Source organism: Endozoicomonas sp. ALD068 (assembly GCF_049310145.1).
Lineage (GTDB): Bacteria > Pseudomonadota > Gammaproteobacteria > Pseudomonadales > Endozoicomonadaceae > Endozoicomonas_A.
In genome coordinates, this window is record NZ_JBLYNU010000004.1 from 1,344,981 (window position 1) to 1,361,036 (window position 16,056).

At 41.9% G+C, this 16,056-nt stretch carries 11 protein-coding genes and 2 pseudogenes; 1 reads left to right on the plus strand and 12 read right to left on the minus strand.

The window, feature by feature from the left end:
* Positions 1 to 10: 10 nt before the first annotated feature.
* The 9 genes and pseudogenes from ACO6V5_RS04550 to ACO6V5_RS04590 form a co-directional block, all read right to left on the minus strand.
* Positions 11 to 1,036, minus strand: a complete 1,026-nt coding sequence (locus ACO6V5_RS04550) for a hypothetical protein (RefSeq protein ID WP_422409229.1) — start codon at positions 1,034 to 1,036, stop codon at positions 11 to 13.
* Positions 1,037 to 1,117: 81 nt separating this feature from the next.
* Positions 1,118 to 1,900 (minus strand): 3'(2'),5'-bisphosphate nucleotidase CysQ, encoded by a 783-nt coding sequence (cysQ, locus tag ACO6V5_RS04555; RefSeq protein ID WP_422409231.1) that lies wholly within the window; start codon positions 1,898 to 1,900, stop codon positions 1,118 to 1,120.
* A 112-nt stretch (positions 1,901 to 2,012) separates the two neighbouring features.
* On the minus strand, positions 2,013 to 2,633 hold the full coding sequence (gene cysC / locus ACO6V5_RS04560) for an adenylyl-sulfate kinase (RefSeq protein WP_422409233.1): 621 nt from the start codon (positions 2,631 to 2,633) through the stop codon (positions 2,013 to 2,015).
* A gap of 102 nt (positions 2,634 to 2,735) precedes the next feature.
* Positions 2,736 to 4,457, minus strand: coding sequence for an SLC13 family permease (locus ACO6V5_RS04565; protein ID WP_422409235.1), 1,722 nt, complete (start codon positions 4,455 to 4,457; stop codon positions 2,736 to 2,738).
* Between the two features lie 166 nt (positions 4,458 to 4,623).
* Positions 4,624 to 6,063, minus strand: coding sequence for a sulfate adenylyltransferase subunit CysN (gene cysN, locus ACO6V5_RS04570; protein WP_422409237.1), 1,440 nt, complete (start codon positions 6,061 to 6,063; stop codon positions 4,624 to 4,626).
* Positions 6,064 to 6,174: 111 nt separating this feature from the next.
* Entirely contained in the window at positions 6,175 to 6,630 is a 456-nt protein-coding gene (locus ACO6V5_RS04575) for a four helix bundle protein (protein ID WP_422409239.1), read from the minus strand.
* A gap of 15 nt (positions 6,631 to 6,645) precedes the next feature.
* Positions 6,646 to 7,563: pseudogene (cysD, locus tag ACO6V5_RS04580) on the minus strand (sulfate adenylyltransferase subunit CysD); the annotation flags it as partial.
* Positions 7,564 to 7,780: 217 nt separating this feature from the next.
* Positions 7,781 to 8,662 (minus strand): UTP--glucose-1-phosphate uridylyltransferase GalU, encoded by an 882-nt coding sequence (galU, locus tag ACO6V5_RS04585; RefSeq protein WP_422409241.1) that lies wholly within the window; start codon positions 8,660 to 8,662, stop codon positions 7,781 to 7,783.
* A 39-nt stretch (positions 8,663 to 8,701) separates the two neighbouring features.
* The gene (locus ACO6V5_RS04590) at positions 8,702 to 10,783 is read right to left on the minus strand and encodes a glycosyltransferase (protein WP_422409311.1); all 2,082 of its coding nucleotides are present in this window, start codon (positions 10,781 to 10,783) and stop codon (positions 8,702 to 8,704) included.
* Positions 10,784 to 11,349: 566 nt separating this feature from the next.
* Between ACO6V5_RS04590 and ACO6V5_RS04595 the strand changes: the two are divergent.
* Positions 11,350 to 11,568, plus strand: a pseudogene (locus ACO6V5_RS04595) (integrase core domain-containing protein); the annotation flags it as partial.
* 148 nt (positions 11,569 to 11,716) lie between these two features.
* On the opposite strand, the gene ACO6V5_RS04600 reads toward ACO6V5_RS04595, so the two are convergent.
* The 3 genes from ACO6V5_RS04600 to ACO6V5_RS04610 are packed head-to-tail and all read right to left on the minus strand — an operon-like array spanning position 11,717 to position 16,056.
* On the minus strand, positions 11,717 to 12,472 hold the full coding sequence (locus ACO6V5_RS04600; protein WP_422409243.1) for a sulfotransferase family 2 domain-containing protein: 756 nt from the start codon (positions 12,470 to 12,472) through the stop codon (positions 11,717 to 11,719).
* Complete coding sequence (locus ACO6V5_RS04605; protein WP_422409245.1) at positions 12,472 to 13,188, minus strand: CatB-related O-acetyltransferase; 717 nt, start codon at positions 13,186 to 13,188, stop codon at positions 12,472 to 12,474. Before ACO6V5_RS04605 ends, ACO6V5_RS04600 begins: the two co-directional genes overlap by 1 nt.
* An 18-nt stretch (positions 13,189 to 13,206) precedes the next feature.
* Positions 13,207 to 16,056, minus strand: a complete 2,850-nt coding sequence (locus ACO6V5_RS04610; RefSeq protein WP_422409247.1) for a glycosyltransferase — start codon at positions 16,054 to 16,056, stop codon at positions 13,207 to 13,209.

Genomic DNA, 16,056 nt, shown 5'->3' on the forward strand with positions numbered 1-16,056 from the left:
TCTGAAAAGATCAAACCGCTTCGTTCAGAGTACGGCTTGAAGATTCCACATTCAGGATCAGTTGGTTTGCGTTGTTCAGCATATCCTGTTTATCCAACTGTATAAGATGTTCAATAGCCTCAACCCATGAATCCACCCTGTCATCAACAATCAAGCCTGCGTTACTTTCCTTTATTTTTTTCGACAAGGGAAAGCGAGCAGAGTATATACCCACAGCATTCTGACGACAGATATCAAGCATTTTGGTATGGGATCGTGAATGATTAAACGAGGTGTTCATCAGAGGTGCCAGACCAATATCCATGGTTCTTGATGCAGTCATGGTGAGATAGTCTGGCCAGGGCATGGGATGGAGGATCTGCACACGTGGAATACCTCTTGCTGCTTTATACAGTGAATGGTCACCGATGAGTTCAAACCAGGTATTCAGGTTGCGTGACTGGACTTTTCTGATAACGCTTAAAACAAAACTCCAATCTTCCTTATGAGAGCTGCTACCGTGATAAAAACATCGAACTAAAGGCAGTCTTTCTGTTTCTATCTGGGTGGGAGAGAGAACAGCTTCTGCCGGTAACTGATATTTTTCTGCCAAGTGAGTTGTGGAAACCCAGACCCTGTCACACACCTTAGTAAGCAGAGGTTTTGTTTTTTTGTACCAGGAAGAAAGACGTTTGCGATAAGAACTTGGTAGCGTGACATCAAGGTGAGCGCCTGGAATATCGTCGTCAATAAACCAAATCACACCAGTTGGCATAACAGTGGCATCAATAAGGTATTTTAAAGTATTGAGAGGAACGTCTCTGACTAAAATGATCAGGCAACCGGTAGTGATTGAATTGGATAGCTGTGCCTGAAAGTCATCGCGGCTAATATCAATCTCTGTATATTTTTGAACTTGGTGACTTCTGTTGCGAAAGTAGAAATCAATTGTTGGGGTACTGGCTTTGCCTACTACAACGACTTCCCCGTTCCAGTCATGGGTATATTGAGCCTCAGGCTTAAACAGTTTTGGGCTTCTTTTAAAAGCTTTTAGCATAAGGGTTGGAAAAGTCGGAGTATAGAGAGGTGAGGCAGTTTGTGCTGGTGAAAAGGCCTGAGAACTCAGGCCCTGATAATACTAGGCGCCAGACAGTTTTTTGATTTTCTCGAAAGAACCGCCACAAACAATAAAGAAAGGGTTAAGAATATCTTCCTTGGTGTTGTAAAGAAGAGGTTCAAAATCAGTGGTTACTACCTGACCTCCGGCTTTCTCTACTACGCATTGAGCAGCTGCAGTATCCCATTCACTGGTCAATGCAAAGCGTGGATAGACATGAGCCTTGCCTTCAGCAACCAGACACAGTTTTAGCGAACTCCCCATAGATACCAGTTCTGAAGCACCCAGTTTTTCAACGAAATTGCTTGTTTCCTCACTCATATGAGAGCGGCTGGCAACAACATTCCATATTTCATCGTCGTGATGTTCAGCTACTTTGATGGAAACCGGAGATTCTCCAACAGCCATCTTGAAAGCACCCTGTTCATCAGCAAAATAAAACAGCTTCAATACCGGTGCATAGACAACAGCCATAGCCGGTTTGTTATCAACGATCAGCGCAATATTGACGGTGAATTCACCGTTACGCTTGATGAATTCCTTGGTACCGTCCAAAGGATCTACCAGCCAGTAGGAGGACCACTGACTGCGTTCTTGCCAGTTAATATTGGCAGACTCTTCAGACAGAACAGGAATTTCAGGCGTCAAACGATTCAACCCCGCAACAATGACTTCATGAGCTGCAAGATCAGCTTCTGTCAAAGGGCTTTCGTCTTTTTTTTCGTAAGTAGCAAAATCACGCCCATAGACAGCCAGAATGGCGTCACCTGCATTGCGGGCAATTTCAATAATACTATCAAGCATTTTTTTTCCTTTGAAAAAGCTGGAGGCTGGAAGCTTGAAGCTTGAAGCTTGAAGTCAGAGGCAGATAGGAAATACTCTGCCAGCTTCCAGCTTCCAGCTTCCAGCTAAAAACTCAAGCAGAATGTACACTCAACTCTGTTTTCTGAAGCAGTTTCTTCTCAACCAGATAATCAAGAACCATTTGAGCACATTCCTTAAGGTTCATTTCTGCCGTATTAATGAGAATCTCCGGATTCTCTGGAGTGTCATAACCGGAATCAATACCCGTAAAGTTTTTGATTTCACCCGCTCTGGCCTTTTGATAAAGCCCCTTGGGGTCACGCTGCTCACAGACTTTCAAAGGTGTATTGATAAAAACTTCAATAAACTCACCTTCAGGAAGCATTTCTCTGACCATTCTCCTATCAGATGTGAACGGAGAAATAAAAGCACTCAGAACAATCAGGCCAGCATCAACTAACAGATTTGAAACCTCACCAATACGACGAATGTTTTCAACCCGGTCGCTATCACTAAACCCTAGATCCTTGTTCAGACGATGACGAACATTATCACCATCCAGCACATAGGTGTGATAACCCCGCTCATGCAGAAGATCATCCACTGCATTAGCAACAGTAGACTTCCCCGAACCACTCAGTCCAGTAAACCAGATCAGACAGGGCTTCTGGGATTTCAGCTTAGAACGTGCTTCTTTAGACACCTTATGGGGGTGCCAGACGATATTTTCCATAAACACAAAACTCCGGCTTTGGGAGCTGGAAGCTGGAAGCCGGAAGCTGGAAGTACCTGCTTCTGTCATTTAGCTTCCAGCTTCAAGCTTCCAGCTTCCAGCTCAAAAAGGAAAAAACAAAGGAATAAGTATCAAAACAACCAGGCTGTACAACACAGAAAGCGGCAAGCCCAGTCGAACATAATCCTGAATTCGATAATTACCAGCGCTGTATACCATCAAATTTGTGGCATAACCAAAGGGTGAGATAAAGCTGGCACTGGCGCCAAAAATAATAGCGATTATAAAAGGCAGTGGTTCAGCATTCCAGCGGCTGGCAACTTCAATGGCTATCGGGAAAACAAGGGCTGCGGCAGCATTGTTATTAATGATCTCTGTGAAGATCAGAGTCATGAAGTAAACAGCTATCAATGCGCCCATGACACCCCAATGCTCCGATACTGAAACCAGAGTGTCTGCTATCAGGTTGGCTGTTCCGGAACTGATAATGACTTCTGCAATAGCAAGAGTTGCAGTAACAATGGTCAATAGTTCGAAAGGAAACCGTCTCCTGATCTCATCCAGAGAGAGTACTCCACTGATGAGATAGCCACCTAACAGAAAAGCCAGGCCCTCAGCCATCGGAATAAAACCAGTCAGAGACACTAACAACGTCAGCAGAAAGCTCAGAATGGCCAGAATACTGGTATTTCTGGACAGATAGCGTTTGGCTCTCAAACCATTAATCAAATAAAAGTTTCGATCCAGGTTGTTGTGCTGCTGAAAGTCATCACCTGTAGCCAGAATCAGACTATCACCTGTTCTCAGTCGAATCTTGCCTATAGATCCACCCAGTCTTTCATTGCCTCTGCGAACAGCTACAACAGCAGCATCGAACTGTGTGCGGAAATTGACGTCACGGATCGTCTTACCTAGCAGTGATGACTGATGACTGATGAACACTTCAGAAAGATTATGGGTGAGATTTTCGCTGGATTCATCAAAAAGCACCAGCCCCTTGAACTGGTTCAAAAGATGAACCGAACGAATATCACCCGAAAACACCAATACGTCATCAGCGTGAAGTTTTTCTTTGGGCGAAACAGGACTGATCAACTCCCCTTCACGAATCAATTCAGCCAGAAAAAGGCTACCCAGATTTCGAAGACCGTTATCTGCGATGCTTTTGCCAACCAGAGAGGAGTTTTCTGTAACCCTGGCTTCAATAAAATAGTGCTTGGTGTCTACAACGTGGGTCTTTCTGTCAGGTAAAGCTCTTTTACCCAACAAGGCAATGATAAGGCAACCCAATATTGCCATGACCAACCCCAGCTTGGTAAAAGTAAAGAATCCCAAAGACCCTATACCTTCCTGAATAGCCAGGGAGTTCACAATCATATTGGTACTGGAGCCTATCAGGGTAAGACCACCGCCAAATATAGACGCATAGGAGAGTGGCAGTAAGACCCTGGAAGCCGAGTAATGCTTATTCTTTCGAACCGTGCTCAAAAGAGAAGCAACAACCGCCGTATTGTTGATCAGAGCCGAAGTACTACTGACAAGAGCAAACATCTTAACAATTGAACGACGGTAACCAGATTTAAAAAGTCTGTCACTCAACCCAGTAACAAAGGGAGTCTTTTCTAATGCCAGTGAAACCAGAATCAGAAGCACCAGGGTAACCAGAGCTGGATTCACTACTTTATTCAAAGCACTTTCCAGACTGATATAACCCAAAGCAATGAAAAGACCAACAGCAGACACAAAGGCAACAGCAGGACGCAACTTGTTAAACAGCAGAGCAGCAACAAGAAGCGCCAGAATTAAGGGTACGATGTATGGCATAGGCAGGGGGGAGAGAGCTGGAAGCTGGAAGCTGGAGGCTGGAGGCTGGGGACCACGTGTCTCAAGCTCCAGTCCATGTCAGCTATACCAGCCATAGTTGCTTTTCAGCTTGAAGCTTCAAGCTTCCAGCTTCAAGCTTCCAGCTTCCAGCTTCCAGCTTCCAGCTTCAGGCTTCCAGCTCAACTTTAACAGCTTCCCAATGAGGAAAGTACTCACGCACAAGCTTATTAAGCTTAACCTCAAACTCCTTCATGCGTTCAGGCGTCATCTCCCGGCTTTCAGCTTCCAGCTTCAAGCTTCCAGCTCCGGCACAGCCGGTAATCATACCCGCCCCAACCGTGACATTGGTCATACGATCAATCACGATAAAATTGCCAGTGCCACGAATTTGATCGTATTGGTCAAAGACAATAGGGTCGTTCGACTCTATCCGGCAGAGGGCAATCTCGTTTAGTGCCAGTTGATGAGCTTGTTCCTGCTCAAGCGTATTCACATCAAGCCGGTGTTTGATATCACTGATGCGGCCATAGGTACTTTTGGTAGCGAACTTCAGTGCGTATTCACGACCGGGTACCATAGCCTGCTCACTCATCCAGACGATATGGGCTTCAACCGCATCGCTCACTTGTGGCAGATGATCACTGTGAACCAGCATATCCCCACGGGATACGTCAATCTCGTCGTCCAGAGTCAGCGTGATCGCCTGACCTACAAAGGCTTCGGTTACTTTGCCCTGTGGTGCATGTATAGACTGAACAGTGCTTTGTTTACCGGAGGGCAGGGCAGTGATCGCATCACCTTTCTGAATTTTGCCAGCGGCCACAGTGCCACAAAAACCACGGAAATCCAGATTTGGACGGTTAACGTACTGAACAGGCATACGGAAGTCAGTGGTATTCAGGTCGTCTGCAACCGTGACTGTTTCCAGCAGTTTCATCAATGTCGCACCCGGATACCAGGACATGTTCTTGCCAGATTCCACAACATTGTCACCCCGCAAGGCTGAAATCGGTACGAAGCGAATATCAGAAAAGTTCAACTGATCAGCAAAAGACTTGTACTCGGCCTTGATTTCACGAAAACGTTCCTGGGAATAATCCACCAGATCCATTTTATTAACAGCAACAATAACGTGCTTGATGCCCAGAAGGCTGGTAATAAAACTATGACGACGAGTTTGGGTTTGAACACCGTAGCGGGCATCAATAAGAATAATCGCCAGATCACAATTAGAAGCACCGGTAGCCATGTTCCGAGTGTACTGCTCATGCCCCGGACAGTCGGCAATAATAAACTTGCGTTTTTCAGTCGAGAAGTAGCGGTAGGCTACATCAATAGTGATACCTTGCTCACGCTCCGACTGAAGACCATCAACCAGCAAAGCCAGATCAAACTCTTCATCGGTGGTATTAAACTTCTTGGAATCGTTTTTGATGGCCCCTAACTGATCTTCAAAAATCATTTTGGAGTCATGCAACAACCGACCGATCAGGGTCGATTTACCATCGTCAACATTACCACAGGTCAGGAAACGCAACATATCCTTGGATTCGTGTTGCTTGAGATAGCCCAGGATGTCTTTTTCAATAAGTTCGGATTGATTCATTGTTTTAGCTTGAAGCTTGAAGCTTGAAGCTTGAAGCTGATTTCTGAAAGTTGAAAGCAACGTGCCATGGCACCCCCTGCTTCCAGCTTCCAGCCTCCAGCTTCCAGCTTCTTACCCATCAGCTTTTATCTTGTTCATTAAGCTGGTCAGCATGGCCGCTATTTCACGAGTTTCGACAAGCCAGGTTTGACCCTGATTCCTACCGATATAGCCAATATCCATGCCAATATAAATTTGAGTGCGAAGCTCTGCACAGGAGCCCTTAGCGATAGTGAGAAAATGATGTTTTTGCTTATTGCTGGACAAAGACATACCTTCAGCAATATTACTCGGAACCGACAACCCAGCCCGGGTAATCTGATCACGAAACCCAAAATCCCTCAATTCTTTCAAGCCCTTATACAATTCAGCCGAAAGACGCGCAGATTTCTTCCAAACACCCAACTTCTCAAAATTCATAACCCAGAACCCAAAACCCAAAACCCAAAACCCATTAGAAAGGGAACCCCCAAAAAGGTTCCCCCAAACAGCTTCCAGCCTCCAGCTTCCAGCTTCCAGCTCTCCCAAAATTCCTCCGGAATTTTAGAAGTACCCCTCCATCTTCTTCTTCTCCATAGACCCCGCCGAGTCATGATCAATCACACGCCCCTGCCTCTCAGACGTCTTGGTCAACAACATCTCCTGTATAATCTCTGGCAAAGTGTTGGCCTGCGATTCCACAGCCCCTGTCAACGGATAGCAACCCAAGGTACGAAAGCGAACCCATTTCATCTCAGGCTCTTCACCTTCACGCAAAGGCATACGATCATCGTCTACCATAATCAGAGTGCCGTCACGCTCTACCACTGGACGCTCAGCCGCATAGTACAAAGGCACGATTTCAATATTTTCAAGGTAGATATACTGCCAGATATCCAGCTCAGTCCAGTTTGAAAGTGGGAATACACGAATACTCTCGCCTTTCTCAACTTTCCCGTTATAAGTATTCCAAAGTTCCGGACGCTGGTTTTTCGGGTCCCAACGATGGTTTTTGTCACGGAAAGAGTAAACCCGCTCTTTAGCTCGAGACTTTTCTTCATCCCGACGCGCACCACCAAAAGCGGCATCAAACTTGTACTTGTTCAATGCTTGCTTGAGTGCCAGAGTTTTCATGGTGTCAGTGTATTTGGCAGACCCATGATCAAATGGATTGACATTCGCTGCACGACCTTCTTCATTGGTATGAACCAGTAGCTCCATACCGTACTTTTTAGAAATACGATCGCGAAAACTGATCATGTCCCGAAATTTCCAGGTAGTGTCCACATGCATCAGAGGAAAGGGTGGGACACCCGGTGCAAAAGCTTTCGCTGCCAGATGCAACATTACGGCAGAGTCTTTACCAATCGAGTACAGCATAACCGGGTTCTCAAACTCGGCAGCTACTTCACGGATGATATGAATAGACTCGGCTTCAAGCTGTTTTAAGTGTGTTAATCGTTCTTGGGATATCATAAATAAGCTCTTTGGAGAGCTGGAAGCTGGAAGCTGGAAGCTGGAAGCAGTTCAAACCTACTTCCAGCTTCCAGCTTCCAGCTTCCAGCTTTTAACGCGCTACCGCCCATCGATTATGGGCAATATTCGAAACAGCGATCAATGGGTTGTGGATCGCTAGGTTAATATAAGACTCTGGATTAGTAGATAAGGGAATTCTCTATACTTACACAGTATTGTCAGCTCAGGCCTCAAGAGGCAGTTCTTGCAGGTACTTTGTGAATCTGTCTTTAAGCTCAGGATGTCTCAAGGCGTATTCAACATTCGCCTGCATATGACCCATCTTACTTCCGCAGTCATAACGAACACCATTGAAACGATAAGCGTGAACATCCTGTTCTAACAGAAGAGCAGCAATGGCATCCGTCAACTGGATCTCACCGCCAGCGCCACGTGGTGTGGTTTCAAGAAGTTCAAAAATTCTGGGTTGCAGTACATAGCGGCCTACAATCGAAAGATTAGAGGGGGCTTTTTCGACGGGGGGCTTTTCGACTACCCCCTTGAGTTTGTAGACTCGTTCGCTGATTTGCTCAGGGTCAATGACACCATACTTGTTTACCTGAGCCATAGGAACTTGCTCTACCGCTACAATGGATGATTCCGCTTCAGCTGACATCTCTATCATAGTGTCCAGGCATGGTGTTTCATCACAGTAGATCATATCGTCTGCTAAAAGCACGGCAAAAGGCTCATCGCCTATGATGTCCTTAGCGCAAAGGACAGCATGACCAAGACCTAAGGCTTCGGGCTGGCGAACATAAAAGCAATTAACACCTTTAGGGAGGATGTTTTGAACTGTACTAAGCAGCTCTTTTTTACCAGCCATTTCGAGCTTGTATTCGAGTTCGAAATTTTTGTCAAAATGATCTTCAATGGGTCGCTTTGTCCAGGATGTTACAAATATTAGGTCTGTGATACCTGCGCTAATAGCCTCTTCAACTGCATATTGTATCAAGGGCTTATCAACAACAGGGAGCATTTCTTTTGGTGTAGCTTTTGTTGCTGGAAGAAAACGGGTTCCCATACCGGCTACGGGAAATACGGCTTTACGAACTGAATTTTTCATTAGATGTAACTTTGTATTTATGACAATTAACAGTAGCAGTCAGGCAGTTTTCTTATGCACTGGTGTAGTTCCGAGCTGATAGTAATCAGAGACTAATGAAGGGTATAGATTACCCATGTTTACCTCTAATGGTTCAAAGTTTTCTGATAGGTCAATCAATGCTTCACAAATTTTTTGGTCAGAAGCTTCCAGGGATAATACTCGGCCAACTCCAAGCTTTTTTATTCGTTCTGCATAAGCTCCAATATCGAAGGACAAAACAGGCATACCAGCGTTAACGGATTCAGTGAGTGTGTAGCCATAGGTTTCTGGCCATAAACTGAAAAGTACAGAGACGTTGCACTTATATTTTCTGGCAATAGAAGAGAATTGATTTCGTTGATATCGCCCTGTTATTGTAACGTTTGGAAGTTTTGTTAATTTCTTATCATCGCAGCTATAACCAATCACGATGAAATCAATAGGTAGATTGTTTTCTGCTGCGTATGAAGCGCACGATATCAATTTGTCAAAACCCTTATTACGACTAATCCCACCAGGTACAGCTACTAATAAATTTCCTGATTTTTTTAGGTCGCCAATCTTGATATTAACTTCAGGCTCGGGATGATAGAGTGCTTGAAGGTTATCAAGATTTAAAAAGCTATTAATTCTCTCAGCCGTATCATGGCTGGGAGCATAAACCTGTCTGGCTGAGTCAAGGAACTTCTGCTGATTTTTTCGCCATGTTTGAATACGCAAACTTTGACGGTTCAGAGCTAGTTTGTTTTCGCTATGAGGTGGGTTTTTAGCCAAGCAAGCATTACAGACAGTGATATTGGCTGAATCACAAAAGCGGTGTGTTTCAGTCACCATGTTGACTCTTGGGCAAACAGTGTAATAGTCATGTAAAGTGATATCGAACTGCTTATTAAGCAACTTGGGCAGGTTACATATTCGATTGTCGAATCCTAACCAGTGATGGTAATGGATATGCTCAATATTCAAGGTTGTTAAATCTTCGACCATCTCATCAAACTGACCACTGTTCCAAGATACAAAGATTGTCTTACTGGCATTTTCTAAGCAGAAACGACCTTGTGAGTCTGGTTTTAAAAGAAGAACCTCAATGTTTTCTTTTTCTAAACGTTCTGCCATGTAGTTGGTATGAACTTCAGTACCACCACCAAGCGAATGAGAAATGAATAAGTAAAACTTTGTTTTAAGCCGAATACAGCTGTCTTTGAGCAAAGAAAGAGCCACTTTATTACGAAGAGAAAAGAGTGGATCGCCAGCAATGAAATGATGAACATTAACCTCATAGTCGGGATAAAGGAGGTTAAGTTTTGCAAGGTTTTTTTGGATACGGGCATGAGCAGAGCTGCTGAATGATACAGAGCCTACATGTTGTACAAAAGTGTCGGCTGCAAGAACGTTCCTCCAACCTGCTTGCGCTGCACGTAAACTGAAGTCATTTTCTTCAGCATAGCCGCGCCCCCAAAGCTCTTCATCAAAGTAACCAATTTGGTTCAGTGCAGCTCTTCTAATGAACATACAGTAACCATGTGCGGTGGGTAAATCCGTAATAATGCCCGTATTCTGCTCTTTAAAATGATGATCAACTTCCTGTATTGTGAATCCTGTAGGTAAAGAATTTTCATAACATGGCTTAGGGAAACTCAGAATAGATGCATTGTTAGAAAAAGGTGTGACAGTTGCAATATGCTTATTGCGGTAAGCTGCATCTTTCAGGCGATCCAGCCAATTATTGGCAACGATAGTATCAGAATTTAGCAATATTACGTCTCGTTTAGGGTGTAGTTTCATACCCTTGTTGACGGTGCCCACAAATCCCAGATTTACTGAATTTTCATAAAGGGTTATTTTTTGTTGATTGGCTAAATCACGCAACCATTCATTTAAAGTGCTATCTGGTCCTGCATCATTGATAACAATAATTTCATAGGGCGTTTTGTAAGTAGCATTCAAGACACTTTGAATACAATTCTGAGTTTCTAGTAGGCCGCTATAGACAGGTACTATGATATCAACTTCAGATGCTAAACTCGGCGCTTTTTCAGTGATAGGTCGGGATTTCAGGGAGGGGATACGAACTTTATTTGATGAGCGAATATTTTGCATTAAGCTAGGAATAACCTGCTTTAATAGCCACTCTGAAGCAGGGCCTTCCAAACCATCTATTTGACCACTTCTTAAGGCTTTTTGTACACTGAGTAGTGAATTTATCTGTTCTGTGGTCTGATCTGCAATATAACGGCCACTGAAAACAAGTGACCCGCAGACCTTTGATAAAATTCTAAAATCAAATGCTTTAGCAACAGCTGCTTCTGGTAATACAAACTTGAAGCCAGCTTGGCCTGTAGGTAGCCCATAGTCAAGCAAGTCTTGTCTAAAGATATTTGCTGTTGTCTCGAACGATGATCTTCCATTAACTACCAAGGTTAAAGCGACTGGTGTTTTCGTGTCAGAATAAAGCCAACCAGAAATAACATTGCTGCATATTTCATCAATATGACCCTGGTATTGATGATTGCAGACTTTTAAGCCAGTGATGGTCGGGTGTCGTCTTGGCTTTTCACCTAATAAAGCTCTCAGGCGTAGTGATTGCTTAATAGGTAGTGGTTTTATTGACTGGGCTAAGTATAAATTTAGCCTTCTAGTACTTAACTTGGCTAAACGTCGGATTTTTTTTAACACAATCTTTTCTGGCACCCTTGCAGGAACGGGAAATCAAGATCAGTATGGTCGGCAAAGGCCGGGCACTGTTTTTTGTAGAAAGGCTCTGCCGTTCCGTCAAGTACGAATGGCTGTGTACACATGAGTTACAGACAGTTCCTGAGCTTTACGCAGGGCTGGATGAGTACTTTGAGTTTTACAACACTGAGCGATTACATCAGCCGCTGGATTAAAAGTCACCGAAGGCAATTCACTTTGCATGCGGGAATTTTGTAACCACTGCCAGGACTTAACTTAAATATGTTGAATTTCTGTCTTGACAGTGGGGTCCACCATACTTTCGTTGCCTATAGTAATATACTTAAATCATGCTGGCTCTCAGTTTGAAACGGACTCTACAAAATTATAAAGGTAATTATCTAGTGAACACATTTTCTTTATTTTAGATATGGCTCTTTCACATTCGCCAATTTTAGTAAGCTCATTTATACGATCCTCTGTACTTAATTTATCACCTATGTTGACATGTTTTATATCAGATGGTTTGAATTCATTGAAGTGTTTGCAAAGATCAGTTGGTAGTTGATGTAAGCGTGAAATTGTATATATTTTATCGATTTTTGATATATTTTTTAAAGCCATCCCCAATAACTCTTCATCTGAGTGTTTCTCTCTTAAATTTCTATTTCCAGAGTATTTCATTGATGCGAAAAAATATGTGTAAAAATTATCATAGTGATCATCAATAAATCTTGAAAAATCAATGCTGTTGTTTAAAAAATATTCGTCAGGTGATAGGTGTAGAGCATTCTTCATTCCTAAATTTTCAGGATTGTTAAGCTCTTCATTATTAAGCTTTCTGGCTTCACTCCTGAGGTAATGATAAAAAGATAGTATTCTATCCAATGGCTTTCTGAGTACCGTAAAAGTGAATTCAGCATTACCACCTAGGTTCATTGTTGCCCAATCAATATGGCCAGAAATAACATCATATTCTGAGACGGATGATTTTCCTAATTTAGGATACTGCGAATTAACCCTCAAAGGTGACACTGAGTCAAAACCATCTACCAAAAGTTGATGCACAGATTGGCCGGCCGTTTTTGGAATGTGAAGAAAATGGACCTTTTTCATTAAACTATATCTCCAAGTCTCATATGTGAAAATTGCTTTCTTTCTAATTTGGATATTTCATCGAGGATCTTGGGGTTTTCTTCCAAATTTGAAAAATTAAAGTTTCTTAAATCACTTGGTGATAGTTCCCACCACTTTGATTTAAGTAAGAGGGGAATTAGTTCTTTTTTGACTCTATATCTTATGTGTTTCGCAGGATTGCCTGCCATGATAGAATAAGGCTCAACATTCTTGGTTACAACTGAGCCTGCAGCAATAATTGCACCTGTATTAATTGTGATTCCAGGCTTTATAAATGCGCCATGGCCAATCCATACATCATTTCCTATCTTTGTTGTTTTTAGCTTAGTAGGTGCTTTTGGCAGCTTTGGCACAATATCAAAGGCTCTATCAGTACTATCGACGGATGATAGAATATTTTTCCCAGCCATATAGAAAAATGGACTGGTTGACATCCAGTCGATAGGGTGGTCTTGCCTACCAATTTGAACATTCTCACCAAATGAGCAATATCGGCCTATCTCTACACCAAACAAGTAACCACTAACTACATAGCTAAATGCTCCAATCTTTACTTTTTGGTCGATATTGCAACCTTTAAGACCACATGGTCTCTCAAACTCTAAGTCAAGTGGTATTCTTCTATTGGCTCCAAAGATCTCCAAACCATGACTGTTTATTTTATCAACTTCTTTTTTATTTAAAATCTTAAACATATTACCCTCATAATCTTTTTAAAAAGAATAGTAGTTGTTAATTAGGCTTTCATATATGAAGCCTGTCTTTATTTTTTTTGTTACGGGTCTGGAGTTAATTAAATAGTCGCATATTTTGGATGCAGATGAGTCTAGGTCGATTGTTATTCCAATATTATTATTTGAGATTCTTTCTGAAATAGCACCAATATCATATGCAATAGGCAGTAAACCTAATTTATATGATTCCGAGAGTGTATAACTAAACGTTTCAGGCCAAACACTAAATAATGCAGATATGTGGCATCCATGACTTCTAATTAGGTTTGGTAGTTCATCTCTTTTATATTTCCCTGTAATGGTCACATTAGGTAATTCTTTGAGTAACTCATCATTACATGTATATCCAATTACAGTAAAATGTAAAGGAAGCTCGAACCTTAATGCATGCTTTGCACATTGATACAACTTATTAAACCCTTTGTGCTCTCCAATAGCTCCGATAAAAGCGACATTAATAATGTCTGTTTTATCAAAATTAATTGGATTAGATGTTGATTCAGGTTCAGGATGGTATTTAGCTTCAATGTTTTTCAATGCAAAGTGGCTATTAATACGTTTTTTTGTATCTTTGCTAGGAGTAATAACCTTTCTGGCTCTTTGTAGAACATTATTATGATGAAGGCGCCAACCTTCTACTGTACCTCCTACATCTTTAAGTCTAATTAATGATGATTCATAAACACCATTTTGCTCAATACACTGCTCACAGCCACCTACCGGAGGTTCACCACAATAACTTTTTGTATCATCAATCAAGTTTACGCGTGGGCAAACTGTGTAATAGTCGTGCAAAGTAACATCATAGTCAATACCAAGCCAACTTGGCAGATCCCAGATCTCTTTAGGGAATTGAACAGTATGATGAAAGTGGATATGCCAGATATCAAGACTTTTTAAGTCATTAAGCATTTTTTGCTTTTCTTGTGGCCATTTGTACTGAATGACAGCATTTGTTTTATGGCTACTTAACTCCCAAAGACCAGGCTCTGGGGAAGTTAACATTAATGCACACTGACCCTCTTTTTCCAATAATGATGCGAGGTCATCTGTAGCTACTTTGGTACCACCTCCAAAAGATAGAGAGATGAAAAGTATGCCTTTGCCTCTTGTTTTTTTATTTCCAACAGTCTCGTTAATTTCTTTTTTAAGAAGAGACATAGAGACATTGTTTCTTAAAGGCCTAATGGGGTCTTTTCGAATGAAAGATTCAACGTTGAGAGGGTAATCTGGATAAATAGAATTCAACATTTGCAGGTTTTTAGCGATAAATGTTTCAGCATTTTCTGCAAATGAAACTGAACCAAGATGTTGTACAAATGCATTACCCGCCAGAATGTTTCGCCAGCCCCTACTAGCTGCTCTTAAAGAAAAATCGTTTTCTTCTGCATACCCTTTGCCCCATTTCTGTTCATCAAAATACCCAATTTCTTTTAGGACATTTCGCTTTATAAACATACAGAAACCATGTGCTGTGGGAAGATCAACTTTTAATCCTTCATTTTCACTGGCGAATAATTCACTGATTTCGTTTAGTTTTAGTCCTTGGGTCATACGATTATCAATGCAAAATCTTGGAAAGCTGCAAATCGTTGCATTGTTTGAGAATGGGGTAACGGTGCCTACGGTTTCATCACTATAAGCGGCATCAACAATCCTGTCTAACCAGTGATCAGGGGTTAGTGTATCTGAGTTAAGTAATAATACGTCACGCTCCGGGTGCAAGCGCATGCCTCTATTTACTGTACCTACAAATCCTTTATTCTCCTTATTTTCCATGAGCTTAAATGAACCTGTCCTGCTCATAGTTCGAAGTTCTTTTGTCAGCTCTGTATCTGGGCTCTTGTCATTTATAACAATCAGCTCATATGGCTGTTTCACGATTGCTCTTTGTACACTTTTAATGCAGTTGATAGTTTCTTCATAACCTTTGTATACAGGTATTATTATATCAATGCATTTTTTGTGTTGTTTTTCTATACCTGCAATAGGTGAATCTGATGCATTGTCAAAAAATAATTCACCTTCGTTTCTTAGCTTACTCAAAAGTGCAGGTACTACTTTACTATTCAGCCAGACGAGCTTAGGGTCTAAGCCGTTTGCAAATGTTTCTTTACGAATTATATTCTGCAGTTTTGTGAGTGCATTAACTTTGGTCGATATTGGCTCGATTACCCATTCCTTTGAAATGATATTCTCATCGGTTCCAGCGAGCTTTAGCTCAACCTTTGAGAAGGTATCTTTTGCAATAAATGGTGACACGTCAATACTGAATCCACAATTAGCATTATTAAAGCCAGAGTCAGTCAAGTCTTGTCGATATTGATCTGCTTTAAACGTCTGTTTTAGTTTTTTATTGATATATAGATCGAAGCAGACTGGTGCTTCAGGGTAGCTATCATTTATCACCCAACCTGTCATTCCTTGCAGATTAAGCTGATCGACATGCCCCCTTATTTTTGTTTTTTTAACGGTTATTGGAGATCCAATAAGTCTCTCACCGTTTGATTTGTCGATAATGTCTATTATGTTTTCTGACTCAAAGTTGAAATCATTCAAAAAATTATGTACGTTAAGCTCTACTAAAAATCCAGCTTCGCCATTAATAGCTTTACCTGCGTCCTTAAGGTCTTGTCGAAATTGATTTGCAATAATTTCTTTTCGCTTTTTCCCGTTAATAATAATTTCTAGCTCAACAGGCTCTATAATGTTTCTTTTTACTGCCCAACCCCAGAGGTTAGCTCCATTCCAGCCATCTACATGACCCTCGATCAACTTTGCTTTCTTGCTTTTTTTTCTAGTGGCTTTCTTAATTTTTTCGATAATCAT